Here is a 17,670-nt window from a genome sequence, read left to right as displayed (position 1 = left end):
TAAAAAGCCAATATAGCATCCGAAATCATGTGATTTATGGTGCTATATTGGCTAAAACTTATTTTAATTAATCGTTACTATTTTATCGCTTTTTCAAATGCACTAATCCCACCAACTACAGGTAAAGTAAGTGTGGTTGCATTTAAATCAATGGTTAGCTGTGTTCCGGCTTTTGGCCAAAGCGTAAATTCTTTATCACTCGAAAAAATCATCAGGGCAATTTTCTTACCTGCAGGTATAATCTGATCATCTGGCTGAAGATTAAATTTGAGTTCATAAAACTTTCCGGGTGTTAAAGGTGCACTTTCGCTTAGCGACTTATTGTTTTGAGGATCGGCCCAGCCACGTGTAATTACATTATCCATTAATTTTACGCCGTTTCCTTCCGTCCAGGGTAAAGCAACTAACCAAACCGAGAAATTGGCGGCTGGTTTATTGCTGGCCAGCTTAACAGTAAATTGTGTTAAGCCTGATAGGTGAACAGCTTCTTTTAATGTAGGACTTACATAAAGCAAGCGGTGTTCTGAATTCTCGGCTTTTGCGAGGTCGCTACCTGAAAAAGAAACGTCATCTGTCAAAATTTCAGCGGCTTGTTTCTGTTGTTTAGCGGTATATAGGCTTCCTTGGTTCTTTCCGCCAGCTCCCAGGTAAAGTTTTACATTACTGGCATCTGGGTTTGGGTAATCGGCATATGGTGTTGGATTCGAATTGGGTTGATTTTCCCTTACGATCCAGGCTTTGGGATCTTTCTCTACACCATTTTCGATTCCAAACAAATAACGGGTAAACCACCTGTTCATCATTTTCATAGGTGGCGGACCACCGTGTCCTTGCTGGTGATAAAAAATCTGTACAGGTAAACCTTTGGCCTCGGCTGCTTTATAAATCCTATAGCTATGTTCAGGCATTACATTCCAGTCGTTAAAACCGTGCGACATCAGTAAGGCTGCTTTCATCGGTTTCATGGCATTTAAATAATCTCTACCTGCCCAAAAATTATTATAATCGCCAGTTATGCGATCCATTCCCTGGGCCATCTCGCCATCTCTTATCGTTTTATTTCCATAGGCTCTTTTATCTTCAGCGCCACTGTGTATGTAATCGTATAACACATCAACATCTTCTCCTAAATATCCACCCGGACTTCTTACTAAGCCATTTGAGCGGTAGTAATGGTAATAGGAGGTGTTTGGTGCAATGGGAATGATTGCTTTTAACCCATCAACTCCGGTAGTTGCTGCGGCTAGCGGTATGGTTCCGTTATACGAAGTTCCTGTCATTCCAACATTTCCGGTACTCCAGTAAGCTTTAACTTTTTCGTTTCCATCTGCAGTAGTATAACCATTATCCTTTCCGCCCAGCCATTCGATAACGGCTTTTGGAGCCAGCGACTCGTTTATTCCACCTACTGTTGGCGATCCTTGCGATAGTCCGGTGCCGGGTGATGAAGAGTGTACCACAATAAATCCCCTTTTCACCCATTCCCTGATTAAGGAGTTCGATATAATTGGTCTTTTACCTGTACGTATTACCTCCGGGTGTACACGAGTTACGGATGATTTTTCGCCAATTTCGTGTTTTACATCCCAAAACACGCCCTTCTCATTTCCGGCGGTTCCGGCATAATAAGGACTTGATTCGTAAATAACAGGGAGTTTTAAGCCCTCTGTTTCGGTTTGGTAAGGACGTGTTACATCAATATGCATACGGTCAGGTTTTCCATCGCCATCGGTATCAAAAGTAGTTTCTACCCATAAATCATTTCGGATCCACTTGTCGGGTGTATCAAATAAGGTTACAACCTGTGCCTCACCATCTTTAAATACAGGAAGGGTTTTAGCAGTTTCGTTTTTTTCTTGTGCAAAAGCAGAAAAAGCCAGTGGAAATAATAAAATAGGAAGTTTGAATAATTTACCTTTTTTAAAATTAAGGTTTATCATGGTTTTAAGATTTAAATAGTTTATTGGTGTTCTTTTGTGTTGTAAAAACAAAAAAGAAGATTTTTTTTGAAACTTGCTGCTTCGAAATTAATTAATTATGGTTAGATAGTGTTATTTTTAAATGTAGCCCGTGATATTTAATCATCTGGATGAAAAAGAACAGATAGGTGGTCACTGATTATTATTTCTTATATTTGCCTTGCTCAAAGGGGTGCTTTTTGATGTTGCAATGTCTGTTGCCATCAATTTGCTGAGATTATACCCATTTAGAGGCTTAAGCCAAAAGGTTTAAGGTATAGGGTTTAACCCTTAGGCCCTAAACCTCAAACCTTACACCTTCTAATGAACCTGATGCGGGTAATGCCGCCGTAGGAAGAGGTTAAAATTTACAAAACTGTTTCGCCCCGAAAACGGTATCTAATTATTTTACCGGCTGCAAAGCAAATTATTGTAAATGAATTTTCAAGATTGGTTTAAGCTTTTTCAGGAGCAGATTTTACACACCTCATTAATTGAATGGCTGGCTGTGGGTTTTGGGGTATCTGAGGTTTTATTGGCGAAGAAAAATAGTATCTGGCTTTATCCAACCGGAATAATTTCGATCCTGTTATCGATGTTTCTACTCTTAAATGTAAAGCTGTACGCAGAAACCTTACTCAGTATTTATTATCTGGTGATGAGCGTATACGGCTGGATAATCTGGAAAAAAAGAAAACAGGATGGAGAAAACCAGGTTTCGTGGTCGAGCAATAACGAATTAACCATTGCCGTTTTAATTTCTGTTATTGGTTTCGGGGTGCTTTACCTTATATTGAGGCATTATACCGATTCGGATGTGCCTGTTTTTGATGCCTTTGTATCTTCTACAGCCTGGGCAGGCATGTGGCTGTTAGCCAAGCGTAAAATCGAAAACTGGATTTTCCTGAATATTTCTAATATTGTGGCCATTCCGTTGCTGTTTCATAAAAAGCTTCCACTCATGGCCTGTTTAACTACGTTTTTGTTTACCGTAGCCATATTTGGGTTTTTAGACTGGAAGAAGATCATTAACAAAAGCAAACTCAAACTGGCTTAATTATCTTCTTACCCAAAGCAAAAAAATCATGCAAGAAACATTAAGCACCACCTGGCAGGAAAAAGTAAAAACTTATGCTGCACGTTCAGAAGAAATGGGTAAACTTCATCCCGAAATTCTGGAGCTGGCATATCAGGAAAATTGGTTTAAACTTTTTGTACCCGAAATTTACGGAGGACCAAACAAAAAACTGCCCGAAATTTTAAGGCTGGAAGAAGAATTGGCTGGAGCCGATGGCAGTTTAGGCTGGACCATCACACTTTGTGCCGGTGCAGGTTGGTTTGCCGGCTTCTTAAATCCTGAACTGGCTGAAGAGATTTTTGCCGACCGTGAAGTTTGTTTTGCGGGGAGTGGTGCTGTGGGTGGGGTAGCCATTAAAACACAAGCGGGTTATCTGCTTAACGGAAAATGGAGTTATGCCAGCGGTGCATTGCACGCAACCATATTTACTGCCAACTGCACACTTAAAAATGAAAATGGTGATGATATTTTGGATGAAAACGGAGAACCTGAAATTACATCATTCATCCTTAAAAAAGAGGAAGTAAATATTTTGCCGGGTTGGTCGTACTTCGGTTTAATAGCCACAGGAAGTCATGCTTTCGAAGTTTGCGATTTGAATGTTGATGAAAACAGGACCTTTAAAATTAACCAGCACATCGAGGTGAAAGATGCCGGCTTTGATTATCCCTTTTTACAGCTGGCAGAAACTACTTTAACGGTAAATAGTTTAGGCATGACCAATCATTTTATTAAACTGGTAGAACAATCTTTTTATTCGCGTTCTGGATTAGGGAGATATAGTGATGCACAAATTTTGTTTTTTAACGGTGAGCTTAACCGTTGTAAAGAAGAAGTGTTAAATCTTCGTACAAAATTCTACCATACCTTTGATGAATCCTGGGATCAGTTAATGGATGATGGCGAAATCGATGAAGACAAGCTAATTGAGGTGAGTTCAATTAGTCGTAAACTGGCCCATGCCTGCTGGAAGTCGGCAGCTACTTTATTTCCATACTGCGGTCTAGAGGCAGCAAAAAAAGAATCAGAAATTAATAGGGTTTGGAGAGATATCCATACTGCAAGTCAGCATGCCTTACTTACCTTCGAAATTTAACTATTCCAAAAGCTCTGGCTTAATTTTATCTTTAAAATCAGTAGCGAACTTATTCAGTTTTGGTTGTATCACAAATGCGCAATAAGGTTTCCCCTGATTGTGGTTGAAATAGTTCTGATGATAGTCTTCAGCTTCATAAAATTCAACTGCGGGCGAAACTTCTGTTGCAATAGGTTTGTCGAAAATCTGCTGGCGGGTTAAATCTGCTATCATTTCTTCCGTCTGCTTTTTCTGATCTTCATTTTCGTAAAAAACCACGGAGCGATATTGTGTACCAACATCATTTCCCTGCCTGTTTAAGGTTGTTGGGTTATGGGTTTTAAAAAATACCAATAGAAGTTCATTGAACGAAATGACATTTTCATCAAATTCGATTTGAATCACTTCTGCATGACCGGTATCGCCATTACAAATTTCCATATAGGTAGGATGCTTTAAATCTCCCCCCATGTAGCCCGATGTAACCTGGCTTACCCCATTTAACGTCTGAAAAACGGCTTCGGTGCACCAAAAGCAGCCTCCGCCAAATGTTGCTGTTTGCATATCCTACGTATATAAAATCTAATCCAATTTTTAATCAATCAAAAAAAGACATTTTTTTGATATTAAAGATTGGTTGCTTACCGATTATTCCTGTAAGTTTTAAGTAGAAGCTGTTTGGATAACCATTTAGGATAATACATTAAGAAATGTATCTATGCAGAAGGCAAATAAAAAGCCTGTAATGGTTATTACAGGCTTTCAAATTTATTGATATTGGATATATATCGGTTTTGGCGTAAGCCTTAATAGCTCTTCAGGAGTCATCAAACGCTTAGGCTCTTTCTTTAAATCATTTTTATAAAATAGCTTGAAGCCGGTAAACTGTACTGGTTCGCTCTGTATAAAGTGGCGATAAGTACCTTTTTTTAATTCCGGTTCGCCCCATCCATCCATATGCATTACCACCTGCACCTCAGGACGTAATTTAATATTAGGCGAATTGGTTACCATCTTCTTTGTAAAACGGTGCAATACAAAAACTTTTGGAGGCAAATTGTATTTTTTAACAATATCTGCTAAATAGCCGGTTACATAATTAACATCGGCAGCATCGTAGGTGCCAATTTTTTTACCTGGTAATGATCCGTCTTTCATTGAAAATTCCGGATCAATACCCAAATGAACATATGGCAGTTCAAGGTATTTTGCAATGTGTGGCAACTCAGCTTTTATGGTACTTAAAGCGACCTGAAGATCCAGGAATACAATGGTGTTAGGTTGCATTTTGGCAATTTTTAAAACAGAATCAATCTGTTTATTACCCATTCTGTTGATGTATTTTCCATCTTTACCTGGTGTTCCGCTGGCTACTGCAGCAATATAGTGCAGGCCTGGTTGTACCGGCGTAGAAGGATCAGCTTTTTCCCAATGTTTAACCTCAGCATTTAAACGCTGCCACATTTCTTTAGGTGCATATTCGCCAAGTGCACCCATTTTTTTCGAATGCAGGTTTCCGTAATAAACAACAATGCGTTTAAAAGGTAAAATCGCTCCGGCTAAAGGATAAGGTTGTTTTTTTACCGGCCATCTTCCGGTAGTATCTCCGTTTGCCAGTTTCTTTACCAGCGAATCGTAAAGCTTTGGATCAACCGGTTTCATTACGTTAACCGTTGAGTCTGTTTTCTTTTTGGTTGAATCAGATGAAAAGATTTTACCGATACCGCCACTGCTCTTACCATCTGAATTACAGTTGGCAAATAAGCTGATTGCGGCAAAACCAAGTATTAGTGTGCCTGCTAATTGAGGGAATTTCATAGATATTATAAGTAATTAAAGTTTAAACAGTTTTCCGAATCTGTTTTGATGAAAGTAGGGTGGAAATCTGGTAGTTTAAAATAAAGTAATCAACATTTACACATTGCAGAATTTGCCAAAAACACCCAGAGGCAATTTAATGCCCGATGTGGCCTGTAAAAACAGTTCTCCTGTTTCGAGGTTTTTAACAGATGGGAATGATGTGCGGATTAAATTTTCTACAATTACCGACGAAAAACCTAAAGAGTAAGTATTTAAGATTAAGAAATGTTCTTTTTCATCCAGCAGTTGTACTACATCCTGCATCATTTCCTGGATATGATCTTCGAGTTTCCACTTTTCGCCATTAGGCCCGTGGCCGTAAGCAGGTGGATCTAATATGATTCCGTTGTATTTTTTGCCTCTTTTAAGCTCTTTTTTAACAAATTTTAAAGCATCTTCTACCATCCACCGGGTATCTTTCAATCCCGAAAGTTCCTGGTTTTCATTTGCCCAGGTAACCACCTGTTTAATTGAATCTACGTGAGTAGTTTCGGCACCTGCCGCATTGGCAATTAGTGATGCCGCACCAGTGTAGGCAAAAAGATTTAAAACTTTAGGCTGTGGCGTTTTAAATTTTTTAATCGAAGCAGAAATAAAGTCCCAGTTTACAGCCTGCTCAGGGAATACGCCTACATGTTTGAAAGAGGTTAAGCCTAAGCGGAGTTTAATACCCACTTCGTTGTTTTTATATTCTACATGCCAGCGATCTGGGATTGATTGATTTTTTTTAACCCATTCACCAGAAGTAGCCGAGCGCCCCCTGAAAGTAATATTGGCCGCTTTTTTCCAATCCTGTTCGGAGTATGTTTTTTTCCATACGGCCTGAGGTTCAGGACGGATAAGGGTTACATTTCCAAAACGTTCTAATTTTTCAAAATCCCCGCAATCTATCAGTTCATAATCTTTCCAGTGGGTTGGGGCAAGTAATTGTATCATGTATTTAAAATAGCTTTAAATTAGGATAATTTTTGATGTATTGATCATCAGTTATCAGGATTAGCTTATCTGCTAATGCTTGTGAAATAATCAATCTGTCAAAAGGGTCCCTGTGAATTAGCGGTAAGGCTAAATATTTGTCGAAGTGGTGTTTTTGTATGTTTAAAACAGACAGGTTAAATTGATCTATTACTGCATACATTTCATCCAAGTCTCTGGTAACAATTAGCTTTCCTATATTAAGTTTAATAATGATTTCCCATAAACTGGCAATGCTTATGAACTTATCATTCTTAGTATCTTCAATGCTGTTTATTACTGATACTTCAAGACCATTATCTTCATTAATTAAGGAGATAAAAATATGAGTATCTAGCAGAAGCCGCATTACATATACTCTTTTAAGTCATCTAATGGCTCGTTAAAATCTTTAGGGATAATAAAAAGGCCTTTTGCAGCGCCGTATAAGCTTTTTGGTTCTTCAACAATGTTTTTTTGTTCGCTTTTTGACTTTGGAAAACTCTTCGAATGTTTAGCTTTTAAAAAATCAATAAAATCTTCTACCTCGTTTACCATGCTTTCTGGTAAGGTTTCCAATTTGTGAATGATATTTTTTGTGGCCGTAGTCATATACAAATATAAGAATTTTCTTAAAATTTATCTTTTGCAGCTTTCATGAAGCGGCTGGCGAATACGAAATCGTTTAATTCTTTAATGTCGGTATGTGCAATTTCCTTGTTGCTGCCTTCCCAGAATTTCTTTCCTTCATGCAGGAACAAAATATAATCGCCAATACCCATTACCGAGTTCATATCGTGTGTTACTACAATTGTAGTGGTTTTATATTCTTCTGTAATTTCCTGGATCAACTCATCAATTACGATTGAAGTTTTTGGATCTAAACCCGAGTTTGGCTCATCACAGAACAAATACTTCGGGTTCATCGAAATGGCACGCGCAATACCTACACGTTTTTTCATTCCACCCGATAACTCTGCCGGGAACAATTTGTTTTTACCTGCAAGATTTACGCGTTCTAAACAAAAATCAACTCTTTCAAGCTTTTCTTTTCTGCTTTGATCAGTAAACATATTTAGAGGAAACATGATGTTTTCTTCAACTGTCATACTATCGAACAAGGCAGAGCCTTGAAATAACATGCCAATTTCTTTACGTACCTCGATACGTTGCTCGTAGGTCATGGGTGTAAAATCACGACCATCGTAAAGTACCGAGCCCGAATCTGGCTGATGCAAACCCACCATACATTTCAGTAAAGTTGTTTTTCCTGATCCGGAACCACCGATAATTAAATTGGTTACACCTTCTTCAAACTTTCCGGAAATGCCTTGTAATACATCATTTCCGGAGAACGATTTATAAATATCTTTAATTTCGATCATTACAATAAAAGTTGAGTAACTAAATAATCGCAAACAAGAATAGAGATACAGCTAATTACAACTGCTCTGGTACTGGCCTGCGAAACTTCTAAAGCACCACCACGAACATAAAAACCTTCGTAAGCCGGAACTGAGGTAATAATGAAACCAAATACAAATGCCTTCACCAAAGCCACGGTAATGGTGTAAGGATTAAAATCAGTAGTTATACCTTGAATATATTCAGCCGGAGTAACAGCACCAGAAATAGAACCGCCAATATATCCACCGGTAATACTTAAGAACATAGAAATGATAACCAACATGGGTACCATCGTTATGCCTGAAATAATTTTAGGGAGGATGAGATATCCAGGTGCATTTATACCCATAATTTCTAAGGCATCAATCTGTTCCGTAACACGCATTGAACCAATTTCTGATGAAATGGCCGATCCGATTTTTCCTGCCAGTACAATTGCACTAATGGTTGGGCTTAACTCCAATATACTGGAGTCGCGGTTTACAGAACCAATAATTGTTTTTGGAATAAAATCGCTAACCAGTTGGAAAGCAATTTGTAAAGTCATTACCGCACCGATAAAAGTAGAGATAATCGCAATTAAACCTAAAGAGCCTACACCAACATAATCCATTTGTTTGGCGATTTCTTTCAGGTATATTTTCAGTTTTTCCGGCTTTCTGAATACAGACTTGAGTAGCAGGATGTATCTGCCGAAATTGGTAAAATTCATTCCGTATGTATTTGCTTAATTTAAATGATCGTTCTATACTACTACAAAGAAACGATAAAAATTTGTCGCTCTTTGCTAATTGCAAAAATATTCGTGGTTTTGAATATAAATATGGTTTTTTGTTAACAAAAATTAAACCATAAATAATGAAAGCTGTAATAACCGGAGCAACTAAAGGAATTGGTAGAGCTATTGCGATTAAATTTGCCCAAAATGGATACGATTTAGTTTTGGTAGCAAGGGGTTTAAACGAACTTGAAAAGTTAAAACAAGAACTAACCCCTTATGGGAATGCTGTTTTTACTCAGGCAGCCGATTGTTCAGTTAAAGAAGAAGTGTATGCTTTTTTAAATTCTACAGCTATAAATTTAGATCAGGTAGATGTTTTAGTAAACAATGTGGGGATCTTTTTACCCGGCTGCCTGCTTGATGAGGATGACGAAACATTCGAAAAGCAACAACATTTAAATACGAATGCCGGTTATTACATCAGTAAATTTTTTGGCAGAAAAATGCGCTCAGCGAAGCGGGGCCATATATTCAACATCTGTTCGGTGGCCAGTAAAGCACCTGTAAAAAATGGAGGCAGTTATAGTGTAACAAAAGCAGCGATGTTAAGTCTTAATCATGTATTGCGGCAAGAGTTAGCACCTCACAATGTTAAAGTCACTGCTTTTTTGCCAGGCTCTACCAAAACTTCATCGTGGGAAGGAACAACAATTCCGGATGAAAAATTTGTACAGCCTGAAGATATTGCAGAAACTTTATTTACCATTTTAAACTTAAGTAAAGGGGTAAATGTAGATGAGGTTTTGATTACTCCGCTTGATTTTTAAACACAAAATGAACAACGTTATGGAAAAGAAGCTTTTTAGAAACGAACACGATAAGATGATTGCCGGTGTAGCTTCAGGACTTGCAGATTACATGCAGGTGGAGGTTACCATAATTAGATTATTGTTTGCATTATCGGCTATATTTATGGCTGGCGGCGGCTTAATAGCCTATATAATTATGTGGATTATTGTTCCGGTTAATAACGATCCGGCAGCAAGGTTCTCAAAGTTTAACGATTACTTCGGTAATAAAAATCCAAATGCACAACCATTTGGAACGGCCGATCCTTTTGCCGGACCTGCTAATGCAGGAAATCAAAATTGGACGCAACCTGTTGATGGCGGGCAGAAAACACCTTTCGAAACCCAGCCCAATTTCGATAAATTCAACAAATCTAGTGATACTGGCCGCACGATAGGTGGATTAGTATTGTTAGTAATAGGCTGTTTTTTCCTAATGCGCGAAATGGATTTTATACCCGATTGGTTTAGTATCCGCAATTTATTCAGGTACATGTGGCCATTGATATTTATTGCACTGGGTGTAAGTATTATTGCCAAATCAAAAAGAAAAAACGATTGGGCGGCCTTTCAGAACCAACAGGAAGCTGAGCAGAAAAAAACTGCCGATTTTACAGAAACTGTTGTAGAAAATGAACCTGCAACACCTGTTAATAAAGACGATAATTCAACATCCGCTAACCCTCAAGTATAAATAAAATGAAATTAGATAGATTAATTTGGGGTATTATCCTGCTTTTTATTGGCGGTGTACTTCTACTCGAAAACTTTGGCGTAATCAATTTTTATTGGCGCAATGTTTGGAGCTTTTGGCCGGTATTCTTAATTATTGCAGGCTTAAATATCCTGTTCAATAAAAACAATTCGCAAACAGGCAGTATCATTTCTATTGGCGTTTTAGTGGTGGCCTTGTCGTTTCTTTTTTATAAAGGACAGCAGGTTCCGGAGCGTGGCAATTGGTGGGGACGTCATTTTAAAAAAGATGTCGACATTAATATCGAACACAATAATGGCGACAACGATGATGACAATAATGATAACGACACTTCGTATAATCATTTGAGTTTATCCGAGCCCTTTGTAGCTGCAGATAATGCGAAAAAAACGGTATTAAATATTTCTGGAGGAGGCATCTCATTTAATCTGGATGGCGAAACCACTGAGTTGATCAATGCCGATGTAAAGAAAAAACATGGTAACTTCTCTTTAAAGAAATTGCTTACGGATAGCGCTACCGTGCTTACTTTCCAGATGGATGATAAAAAGAACAAATGGAACTTTGGCGATGGTGATAACGATGTTAACTTTAAATTAAATAAAGAGGCCAACTGGGATATTTTAATGAAACTGGGCGCTGGCGAAGCAAACTTCGATTTTGCCAGTTACAAAGTACGCACCTTCCGTTTTGATGGGGGAGCAGCAGCTTTAGATATTAAATTCGGAGATTTATTGCCCATAACCGATGTAATAGTGAAATCTGGTGTGGCCGATGTAAAAATTAAGGTGCCTGCCAACTCAGGTTGCCGGATTAAAACCAAAACCGGTTTATCAGCTAAAGATTTCGATGGTTTCGAAAAATTGAGCGATGGTGTTTATGAAACCTCGAATTATAAAGCCTCGACAAAAAAAATCTTTATTAATTTAGATGGTGGATTGAGTAACTTTGAAGTAAGCAGATACTAGAAAGGTTGAAGGTTAGAAGGTAGAAGGCGTAAGGCTTCATTAACGGAATCTTTATAAAATGCTGATCTTACCGTCCTAGAATCTCATAATCCTGATCCAATCTAATGAATCCTGATCAATATATTGTAGTAATTAATGGAAAGCCACAAGGCCCGTATAATTTAACCGAACTGAAAGATTTAAACATCAGTGCGAATACTTTTATACGTAAACCCGGAATGGACGATTATAAAGAAGCTCATGCAATTCCCGAATTGCGTGAGCTTTTGGGTTTTAGCTATCAAAAAACTGCGCCTCAATATTTTGCCGCTTTCGATCAAAGGCTGCTGGCATCGGTGATAGATCACTTTATTATTTTTGGAATATATAGCATCATTATTTTAACGAGCTATATTTTTATCGAAGGCAAAGATCAGCGGATTATGGCTTTTCTCATTCCGTTCCCATCCATATTTATCATTAAACTTATTTATGGCAGTATTGCCGAAGCATCAGCCAGTCAGGCCACCATTGGTAAAAAACTCCTCAATATTAAAGTAACCGATTTAGAGGGCAGCCGGGTTTCGTTTGGTATTTCTCTGGTCAGGAATTTTTCTAAAATATTATCTGTAATTCCTGTTTTCTTTGGTTATTTGTATAGCTTTTTGAATAAGAAAAACCAGTGCTGGCACGATATTGCTGCCAATACTTTGGTGATCAAAGACAGGTTGATCTAAGTTAGAAAAGCAAAGTCAATGCAGTTATTTTCGTTAGTCGGGCTGTACGCTTTATCTCCGATGAAAAATCGGAGGATGCCGCTGCCATCCCGTTTATTAAACTTGGGCTGGTGCAATGGTGCCAAACCCATCTACCGCTAAAAAATAAACCCGATCAAAGCGGGAGCGGGACTGCAATTGCCAAGTACTGCTACTCTTTCATTTCCAAAAAAAAACTTTGATTTTTTGTTATAAGATCAGGTCGATTTAATTACAACATTCCAACATTAAAACATTCCAACAATCCTTATCTTTGCAAACAGATGGAAAATATATTGGCAAAACATGATCTGGCTGGCGGATATTGCAACAGTTTAACCGCTTATTCGAGGTATTTAACCCGTGAAGTGAACATCGGTGATATCGCCTTAGGTGGGCATAATCCAATCCGGATCCAATCGATGACGACTACCGATACCATGGATACTTTGGGTACCGTAGAGCAGACGATCCGCATGGTAGAATCAGGTTGCGAATATGTGCGCATCACTGCACCAAGCATTAAAGAAGCTGAAAATCTGGCCAATATTAAAAAAGAACTACGCTTCCGAGGTTATAATGTGCCATTAATTGCCGATATCCATTTTACGCCTAATGCAGCCGAAATGGCCGCGCGTATAGTAGAAAAGGTAAGGGTTAACCCAGGCAATTATGCAGATAAAAAGAAATTCGAGAATATAGAATATACGCAGGATGCCTATAATGCAGAACTAAGCCGGATTTACAAAAAGTTTATTCCCTTAGTAAAAATTTGTAAAGAGTATGGCACTGCCATGCGCATCGGCACCAACCACGGGTCGCTTTCAGACAGGATTATGAGCCATTATGGCGATACGCCGCGCGGAATGGTTGAGTCGGCAATGGAATTTATCCGCATGTGCGAAGACCAGAATTATTATAACCTGGTGATCTCGATGAAAGCCAGCAATACCCAGGTGATGGTTCAGGCCTATCGTTTGCTGGTAGAAACCATGGCTAAAGAGGGGATGAATTATCCTTTGCATTTAGGCGTTACTGAAGCCGGTGATGGAGAAGATGGCCGTATTAAATCAGCCGTTGGTATTGGAACCCTATTAGAAGATGGCTTGGGCGATACCATTCGTGTTTCGTTAACCGAAGATCCTGAATTTGAAGCACCAGTAGCTAAGGCTTTGGCAGACCGTTATGCTTTAAGGAGTCCGAAGTCTGAAGTCGGAAGTCCGGAGTCGAATAATATACGCCTTACACTAAACGCTCCACGCCCAACTTACAATCCTTACGAATACAACCGCCGTATTACTAGCCCTGTTCAGCACATTGGCGGCCATCATCATCCGGTAGTGATGATCGATGTTTCGAAGGAAAATTTAAAAGACCCTTACTTTTTAAGTGCTGTCGGTTACAATTACAGCGCAGGTTTAGACAAGTATAATTTGGCTGATCAGGCTTGCGATTTAGCCTTTTTAGGAGATAATTTGCCATCTTTTTCTTTTCCGGGGAATTTAAAGCAAATTTACAATTACCAAACCTGGTTAAAACTTCAAGATAAAAATAACTGCCACCCTTTATTTTCTTTTGAAGAGTTTAACAGCGCTGATCATAAAGATGAATTTTTGAATTTCATCCAGATTGATGCAAAACAATTTAGCAATGCAACAATTGCACAGTTAGATAGTACGGTTGTTTTAATTTTAGAGACTTCTGCAACACACGGCATGGCCGAGCAAAGAACATTTTTTGTTGCTTTACAGGAGAAAAACATCCAGATTCCGGTTATAGTAAAAAGAACTTACCAGGATGTAGATGCCGATCATTTAATGCTTTATGCTGCAACTGATATCGGCGCTTTGTTTACTGATGGCTTTGGAGATGGCGTGTGGATTGATGCACAAGGTCAAAACCTTTCGCTGATTAATTCAACCAGTTTTGGAATTTTGCAGGCTACGCGTACCCGTATCAGTAAAACGGAATACATCTCTTGTCCAAGCTGTGGTAGAACACTTTTCGACTTGCAGGAAACCACACAGTTGATCCGCTCCCGCACCGACCACTTAAAAGGAATAAAAATCGGTATCATGGGCTGTATCGTCAATGGTCCGGGCGAAATGGCTGATGCCGATTACGGTTACGTGGGTACTGGCCCCGATAAAATTACTTTATACCGCGGTAAAGAAGTGGTAAAGAAAAATGTAACGACTGCCTATGCCTTAGACGAACTGATCGACATTATCAAAGATGACGGCAACTGGGTAGAAAAAGTTTAAAATGCATGCCGTGGTTTGTGTTCCCACAAACCACAATATTGTCATTCTGAGCGCAGCGAAGAATCTGTAGAAACACTTATTCCTTGATCTGTGAGGACACAGATCGAGGAGTTTCGTATAATGATGCTATATCTCATTCTGAGCTTGTCGAAGAACCTTAAGTTTTGTAAAATGTGTTTCGACAAGCTCAACATGACACTCGAAAAGCAATCAATGCTATGCCGTTTAATTTCTGACCAATAAATCCTAAATTGCCTTAATGAATATCCCGGAGTTTCAATCCCTTTTTATCGAACTTAGAAACTGGCTCGCTGGCAAAGGCCTTGCCGGTGGCGAACTCATTTATTCTTATTTTTTTATAGGCCTTATTGGGGTTGTTTTATTTCTGTTCATCACCATATTTTTAACCCGGCAGGTTTTTATCGGTGTGGTAAAAAGTGCCAAAACAAAGTCAGACTGGCAAAAAGCTTTGTTTGAGTTTAGGGTTTTCAGGGCTTTTGCTTTAATATTTGGGGCCTACATCATTTATAATGTTGTTCCCTATCTTTTTATCGATTTTAAAAACTGGCTGTTTTATGCTTTAATATTTGCTAAAATCTACATGGTTTTAGCGGTGATGTTTGCCGTAAATGCATTTCTGAATGCTTTGGTTTCCATCATGGAATCATCAAAGAAATATGCCGATAAACCTGTTCGGAGTTACAAACAGGTAGCCAAAATTGTGTTTTACATTGTTGGTTTTGTGCTCATCCTGTCGATTATCCTGGGCGAATCGCCGTTATATGTTTTCGGCGGATTTGGAGCCGTTACAGCTGTTTTTATTTTGATTTTCAGGGATCCGATTTTAGGTTTTGTGGCTTCAGTACAGATGAGTGCTATCGATCTGGTGAGGGTAGGCGACTGGATTACCGTAGAAAAATATGGTGCCGATGGCGAGGTAACCGAAATTAATTTAACTACCATTAAAGTAAGAAACTGGGATAAAACGGTAACCATTGTACCGAGTTATGCCATTGTAAGTGAGTCGTTCAAAAACTGGCGTGCGATGGAAGAAAGTGAGGGGAGGAGGATTAAACGCCACATCAATATTAAAATTTCGAGCATTAAATTCTGCGATGAAGAATTGATTGGGAGGCTGCAAAGCATCGATTTTCTGAAAGATTACCTGAAAGAAACACAGCAATTTATAGAGCGATACAATGCTGAAAATACGGTAAACCCGAACAATTTGGTTAACGGTCGCCACATGACCAATATCGGGACTTTCAGGGTGTATGCAGAAAAATACCTGGAGAGCAATCCGCATATTAATACCGATTTAACCTTCATGGTGCGTCAGTTACAGGCTACAGAAAACGGTCTTCCCATTGAGATTTATGTATTCTCAAAAGAAAAAGGCTTAAAACGTTTTGAAGAAGTTGCTGCGGATATCTTTGATCACTTGCTGGCTGCGGTGCCTTATTTTGATCTCGAAATCTTCCAAAGCCCAAGCGGAAGTGATATGCGTAATTTTGTGAGAAGAGGGGATGATTAACATTGAAAAAATTAGAACTCCCATAAATAATTTCCACCGAAGTAGTTTCTTAGGAAAACCAAAGAAATGATAATCAAAAAGACTAAAATTCCCTGAAGTGTAACGTTTTGTGCTAATTTATTATTGAAATAAAGAATTATCGCAAGTAAAATGCCCAAAGTACTGGTGATTAGTCCAAAAAAATCATCCTTAAAAAACCGAGCTTTACAAACAATAATTACATCAGGTTTCCGCAAACCATAATATAAGATAATGCCGGTTATTTTTGACCTATAGATTAACAGCGAATCATTTTCGTTTATGATATTAAAAAGCTGGGCTGGGATTTTGTATTTTTTATTAGAGGTTTGTGCGGTAAAAATATGTGCTCTTCCGTTTTTTGAGCGATGCCCTTCAGAATCATTAATAAGCTCGGCTTTTAATTTGACAGGTGAAAAATTACTATCAAAAGAAATAATAAAACAGAAAGATAACGTTAATCCAATTAAGATCTGCTTAAATATGGCTTGATTAAAGCCTGAGAGGTTAATTTTATCTTGAGCCATGATTTATAATAGCCCAAGATAATTAATTTATTCTTCGTTTATAAAAGTGATTACCTTTTCGCAAACCTTAAATAAAAGCGATGGCAAAGTTTCGTTGGTGTAGGGCTGCGTAGCACCATAAACGTGATTGGCACCTTCAATTTTAACTAGTCTGCTATTTGGGTTGGCCTCTGCCAAATTTTGTGCAGTTTCAAAAGGCACATTCACATCATCATCGCCATGAACAATTAACCAGGGAATGTTTACACGTTTTGCTGCATCTAAAATATTCAGTGCTGCTGCATTTTCTTTAAAATCTTCCAGTAAGGTAACATTTAATGGCATCTGCTCTTTGGTACGGGCATTGGTAACGAATATTCTGCCATTCTTTTTCCACTCAGCTTCCTGTTCTTTTTTCCACAGACTGCTAAAATCGCCAATGGCGCTCCAGGTAATCAGTTTGTTAATTCTTAAGTCGTTAGCAGCCTCGATGATTGATAATCCACCACCACGACTATGGCCTATCAGGTTCACCTTGGTGTCTCTACCATAGGCTTTTTCGATAAAATCGAGCACCGCATTGAGGTCAAATAGTTCTTTCGATACGGTATTGCTGGCAAAAGCATCCATATCAGTTACATCTTTCGGATCATCAACCGGAACTCCACTATGCGATAAATTGAACTTAACATAGCGATAACCGTTGCTGGCAAAATACCGGGCCACTAAATTGTGTGCACCCCAATCTTTAAAGCCTTTAAAGCCATGTACAAAAAGTACAATGGGGGTATTAGGGTTTTTCTCATCGAAAGTAATATCGCCGATAATTAATTTTCCGTCAGCACCACTCAGGCTAAAATTGCTTTGTGTAATCATAATTTAAGGAATTGGTATAGATTATAAACCTACGAAATCTTATTTTGTTGTGTATTTTTTGTGTTTAAAACAGAAGCATATTGACCACAACTGTGAGAATAATAGCCCTGATGGAAATGGAAATCCCTTTTGGATAGGGTAAATTGTTGTTTCG

Annotated in this window: 18 protein-coding genes; 8 read left to right on the top strand and 10 right to left on the bottom strand. The window is 38.5% G+C overall.

Annotated features, from left to right (window positions below):
* Positions 1–77 precede the first annotated feature (77 nt).
* Positions 78–1,940, bottom strand: a complete 1,863-nt coding sequence (locus tag AC04QZ_RS23985) for a Xaa-Pro dipeptidyl-peptidase (RefSeq protein WP_478359758.1) — start codon at positions 1,938–1,940, stop codon at positions 78–80.
* A gap of 454 nt (positions 1,941–2,394) precedes the next feature.
* On the opposite strand from AC04QZ_RS23985, the gene pnuC reads away from it, so the two are divergent.
* Complete coding sequence (gene pnuC / locus AC04QZ_RS23980) at positions 2,395–3,015, top strand: nicotinamide riboside transporter PnuC (RefSeq protein WP_478359757.1); 621 nt, start codon at positions 2,395–2,397, stop codon at positions 3,013–3,015.
* A 25-nt stretch (positions 3,016–3,040) separates the two neighbouring features.
* Complete coding sequence (locus AC04QZ_RS23975; RefSeq protein ID WP_478359765.1) at positions 3,041–4,132, top strand: acyl-CoA dehydrogenase family protein; 1,092 nt, start codon at positions 3,041–3,043, stop codon at positions 4,130–4,132.
* Here AC04QZ_RS23975 and msrA read toward each other — a convergent pair whose 3' ends face one another.
* From msrA to AC04QZ_RS23940, 7 genes are all read right to left on the bottom strand, one after another.
* The gene (gene msrA / locus AC04QZ_RS23970; protein ID WP_478359756.1) at positions 4,133–4,675 is read right to left on the bottom strand and encodes a peptide-methionine (S)-S-oxide reductase MsrA; all 543 of its coding nucleotides are present in this window, start codon (positions 4,673–4,675) and stop codon (positions 4,133–4,135) included.
* Positions 4,676–4,879: 204 nt separating this feature from the next.
* On the bottom strand, positions 4,880–5,929 hold the full coding sequence (locus AC04QZ_RS23965; RefSeq protein ID WP_478359755.1) for a hypothetical protein: 1,050 nt from the start codon (positions 5,927–5,929) through the stop codon (positions 4,880–4,882).
* Between the two features lie 96 nt (positions 5,930–6,025).
* Positions 6,026–6,907, bottom strand: coding sequence for an RsmD family RNA methyltransferase (locus AC04QZ_RS23960; protein ID WP_086547606.1), 882 nt, complete (start codon positions 6,905–6,907; stop codon positions 6,026–6,028).
* A gap of 4 nt (positions 6,908–6,911) precedes the next feature.
* Entirely contained in the window at positions 6,912–7,295 is a 384-nt protein-coding gene (locus AC04QZ_RS23955) for a type II toxin-antitoxin system VapC family toxin (RefSeq protein WP_086547605.1), read from the bottom strand.
* Positions 7,295–7,537, bottom strand: a complete 243-nt coding sequence (gene vapB, locus AC04QZ_RS23950) for a type II toxin-antitoxin system VapB family antitoxin (protein WP_086547604.1) — start codon at positions 7,535–7,537, stop codon at positions 7,295–7,297. The genes AC04QZ_RS23955 and vapB overlap by 1 nt, the downstream gene beginning before the upstream one ends.
* A gap of 20 nt (positions 7,538–7,557) precedes the next feature.
* Positions 7,558–8,310, bottom strand: coding sequence for an ABC transporter ATP-binding protein (locus AC04QZ_RS23945; RefSeq protein WP_086547603.1), 753 nt, complete (start codon positions 8,308–8,310; stop codon positions 7,558–7,560).
* Positions 8,310–9,044 (bottom strand): MlaE family ABC transporter permease, encoded by a 735-nt coding sequence (locus AC04QZ_RS23940; RefSeq protein WP_029275780.1) that lies wholly within the window; start codon positions 9,042–9,044, stop codon positions 8,310–8,312. The genes AC04QZ_RS23945 and AC04QZ_RS23940 overlap by 1 nt, the downstream gene beginning before the upstream one ends.
* A 146-nt stretch (positions 9,045–9,190) precedes the next feature.
* On the opposite strand from AC04QZ_RS23940, the gene AC04QZ_RS23935 reads away from it, so the two are divergent.
* The 6 genes from AC04QZ_RS23935 (at position 9,191) to AC04QZ_RS23910 (ending at position 16,116) form a co-directional block, all read left to right on the top strand.
* Positions 9,191–9,880 carry an SDR family oxidoreductase gene (locus AC04QZ_RS23935; RefSeq protein ID WP_478359754.1) on the top strand — a complete coding sequence of 230 codons (690 nt, stop codon included), beginning with the start codon at positions 9,191–9,193 and terminating at the stop codon, positions 9,878–9,880.
* Positions 9,881–9,899: 19 nt separating this feature from the next.
* On the top strand, positions 9,900–10,595 hold the full coding sequence (locus AC04QZ_RS23930) for a PspC domain-containing protein (RefSeq protein ID WP_478359753.1): 696 nt from the start codon (positions 9,900–9,902) through the stop codon (positions 10,593–10,595).
* Positions 10,596–10,600: 5 nt separating this feature from the next.
* Positions 10,601–11,584, top strand: coding sequence for a LiaF transmembrane domain-containing protein (locus AC04QZ_RS23925; protein WP_478359752.1), 984 nt, complete (start codon positions 10,601–10,603; stop codon positions 11,582–11,584).
* A gap of 104 nt (positions 11,585–11,688) precedes the next feature.
* A complete protein-coding gene (locus tag AC04QZ_RS23920; RefSeq protein ID WP_478359751.1) occupies positions 11,689–12,300 on the top strand; it encodes an RDD family protein in 612 nt (203 codons plus the stop codon).
* A 302-nt stretch (positions 12,301–12,602) separates the two neighbouring features.
* Positions 12,603–14,582, top strand: coding sequence for a (E)-4-hydroxy-3-methylbut-2-enyl-diphosphate synthase (ispG, locus tag AC04QZ_RS23915; protein ID WP_478359750.1), 1,980 nt, complete (start codon positions 12,603–12,605; stop codon positions 14,580–14,582).
* Between the two features lie 259 nt (positions 14,583–14,841).
* A complete protein-coding gene (locus tag AC04QZ_RS23910; RefSeq protein ID WP_478359749.1) occupies positions 14,842–16,116 on the top strand; it encodes a mechanosensitive ion channel family protein in 1,275 nt (424 codons plus the stop codon).
* Between the two features lie 11 nt (positions 16,117–16,127).
* Here AC04QZ_RS23910 and AC04QZ_RS23905 read toward each other — a convergent pair whose 3' ends face one another.
* Positions 16,128–16,661: a hypothetical protein gene (locus tag AC04QZ_RS23905; RefSeq protein ID WP_478359748.1), complete on the bottom strand. Its 534-nt coding sequence runs from the start codon at positions 16,659–16,661 to the stop codon at positions 16,128–16,130.
* 27 nt (positions 16,662–16,688) lie between these two features.
* Positions 16,689–17,516 (bottom strand): alpha/beta hydrolase family protein, encoded by an 828-nt coding sequence (locus AC04QZ_RS23900; protein ID WP_478359747.1) that lies wholly within the window; start codon positions 17,514–17,516, stop codon positions 16,689–16,691.
* Positions 17,517–17,670 lie beyond the last annotated feature (154 nt).

This window comes from Pedobacter folensis (genome assembly GCF_056490665.1).
This window is presented reverse-complemented; position numbering and strand designations above follow the sequence as displayed.

Bases quoted from the DNA above. Each gene is read 5' to 3' on its own strand.
- AC04QZ_RS23985 (WP_478359758.1), bottom strand. From the start codon at position 1,940: ATGATAAACCTTAATTTTAAAAAAGGTAAATTATTCAAACTTCCTATT.
- pnuC (WP_478359757.1), top strand. From the start codon at position 2,395: ATGAATTTTCAAGATTGGTTTAAGCTTTTTCAGGAGCAGATTTTACAC.
- msrA (WP_478359756.1), bottom strand. From the start codon at position 4,675: ATGCAAACAGCAACATTTGGCGGAGGCTGCTTTTGGTGCACCGAAGCC.
- AC04QZ_RS23965 (WP_478359755.1), bottom strand. From the start codon at position 5,929: ATGAAATTCCCTCAATTAGCAGGCACACTAATACTTGGTTTTGCCGCA.
- AC04QZ_RS23960 (WP_086547606.1), bottom strand. From the start codon at position 6,907: ATGATACAATTACTTGCCCCAACCCACTGGAAAGATTATGAACTGATA.
- AC04QZ_RS23955 (WP_086547605.1), bottom strand. From the start codon at position 7,295: ATGCGGCTTCTGCTAGATACTCATATTTTTATCTCCTTAATTAATGAA.
- vapB (WP_086547604.1), bottom strand. From the start codon at position 7,537: ATGACTACGGCCACAAAAAATATCATTCACAAATTGGAAACCTTACCA.
- AC04QZ_RS23945 (WP_086547603.1), bottom strand. From the start codon at position 8,310: ATGATCGAAATTAAAGATATTTATAAATCGTTCTCCGGAAATGATGTA.
- AC04QZ_RS23940 (WP_029275780.1), bottom strand. From the start codon at position 9,044: ATGAATTTTACCAATTTCGGCAGATACATCCTGCTACTCAAGTCTGTA.
- AC04QZ_RS23935 (WP_478359754.1), top strand. From the start codon at position 9,191: ATGAAAGCTGTAATAACCGGAGCAACTAAAGGAATTGGTAGAGCTATT.
- AC04QZ_RS23930 (WP_478359753.1), top strand. From the start codon at position 9,900: ATGGAAAAGAAGCTTTTTAGAAACGAACACGATAAGATGATTGCCGGT.
- AC04QZ_RS23925 (WP_478359752.1), top strand. From the start codon at position 10,601: ATGAAATTAGATAGATTAATTTGGGGTATTATCCTGCTTTTTATTGGC.
- AC04QZ_RS23920 (WP_478359751.1), top strand. From the start codon at position 11,689: ATGAATCCTGATCAATATATTGTAGTAATTAATGGAAAGCCACAAGGC.
- ispG (WP_478359750.1), top strand. From the start codon at position 12,603: ATGGAAAATATATTGGCAAAACATGATCTGGCTGGCGGATATTGCAAC.
- AC04QZ_RS23910 (WP_478359749.1), top strand. From the start codon at position 14,842: ATGAATATCCCGGAGTTTCAATCCCTTTTTATCGAACTTAGAAACTGG.
- AC04QZ_RS23905 (WP_478359748.1), bottom strand. From the start codon at position 16,661: ATGGCTCAAGATAAAATTAACCTCTCAGGCTTTAATCAAGCCATATTT.
- AC04QZ_RS23900 (WP_478359747.1), bottom strand. From the start codon at position 17,516: ATGATTACACAAAGCAATTTTAGCCTGAGTGGTGCTGACGGAAAATTA.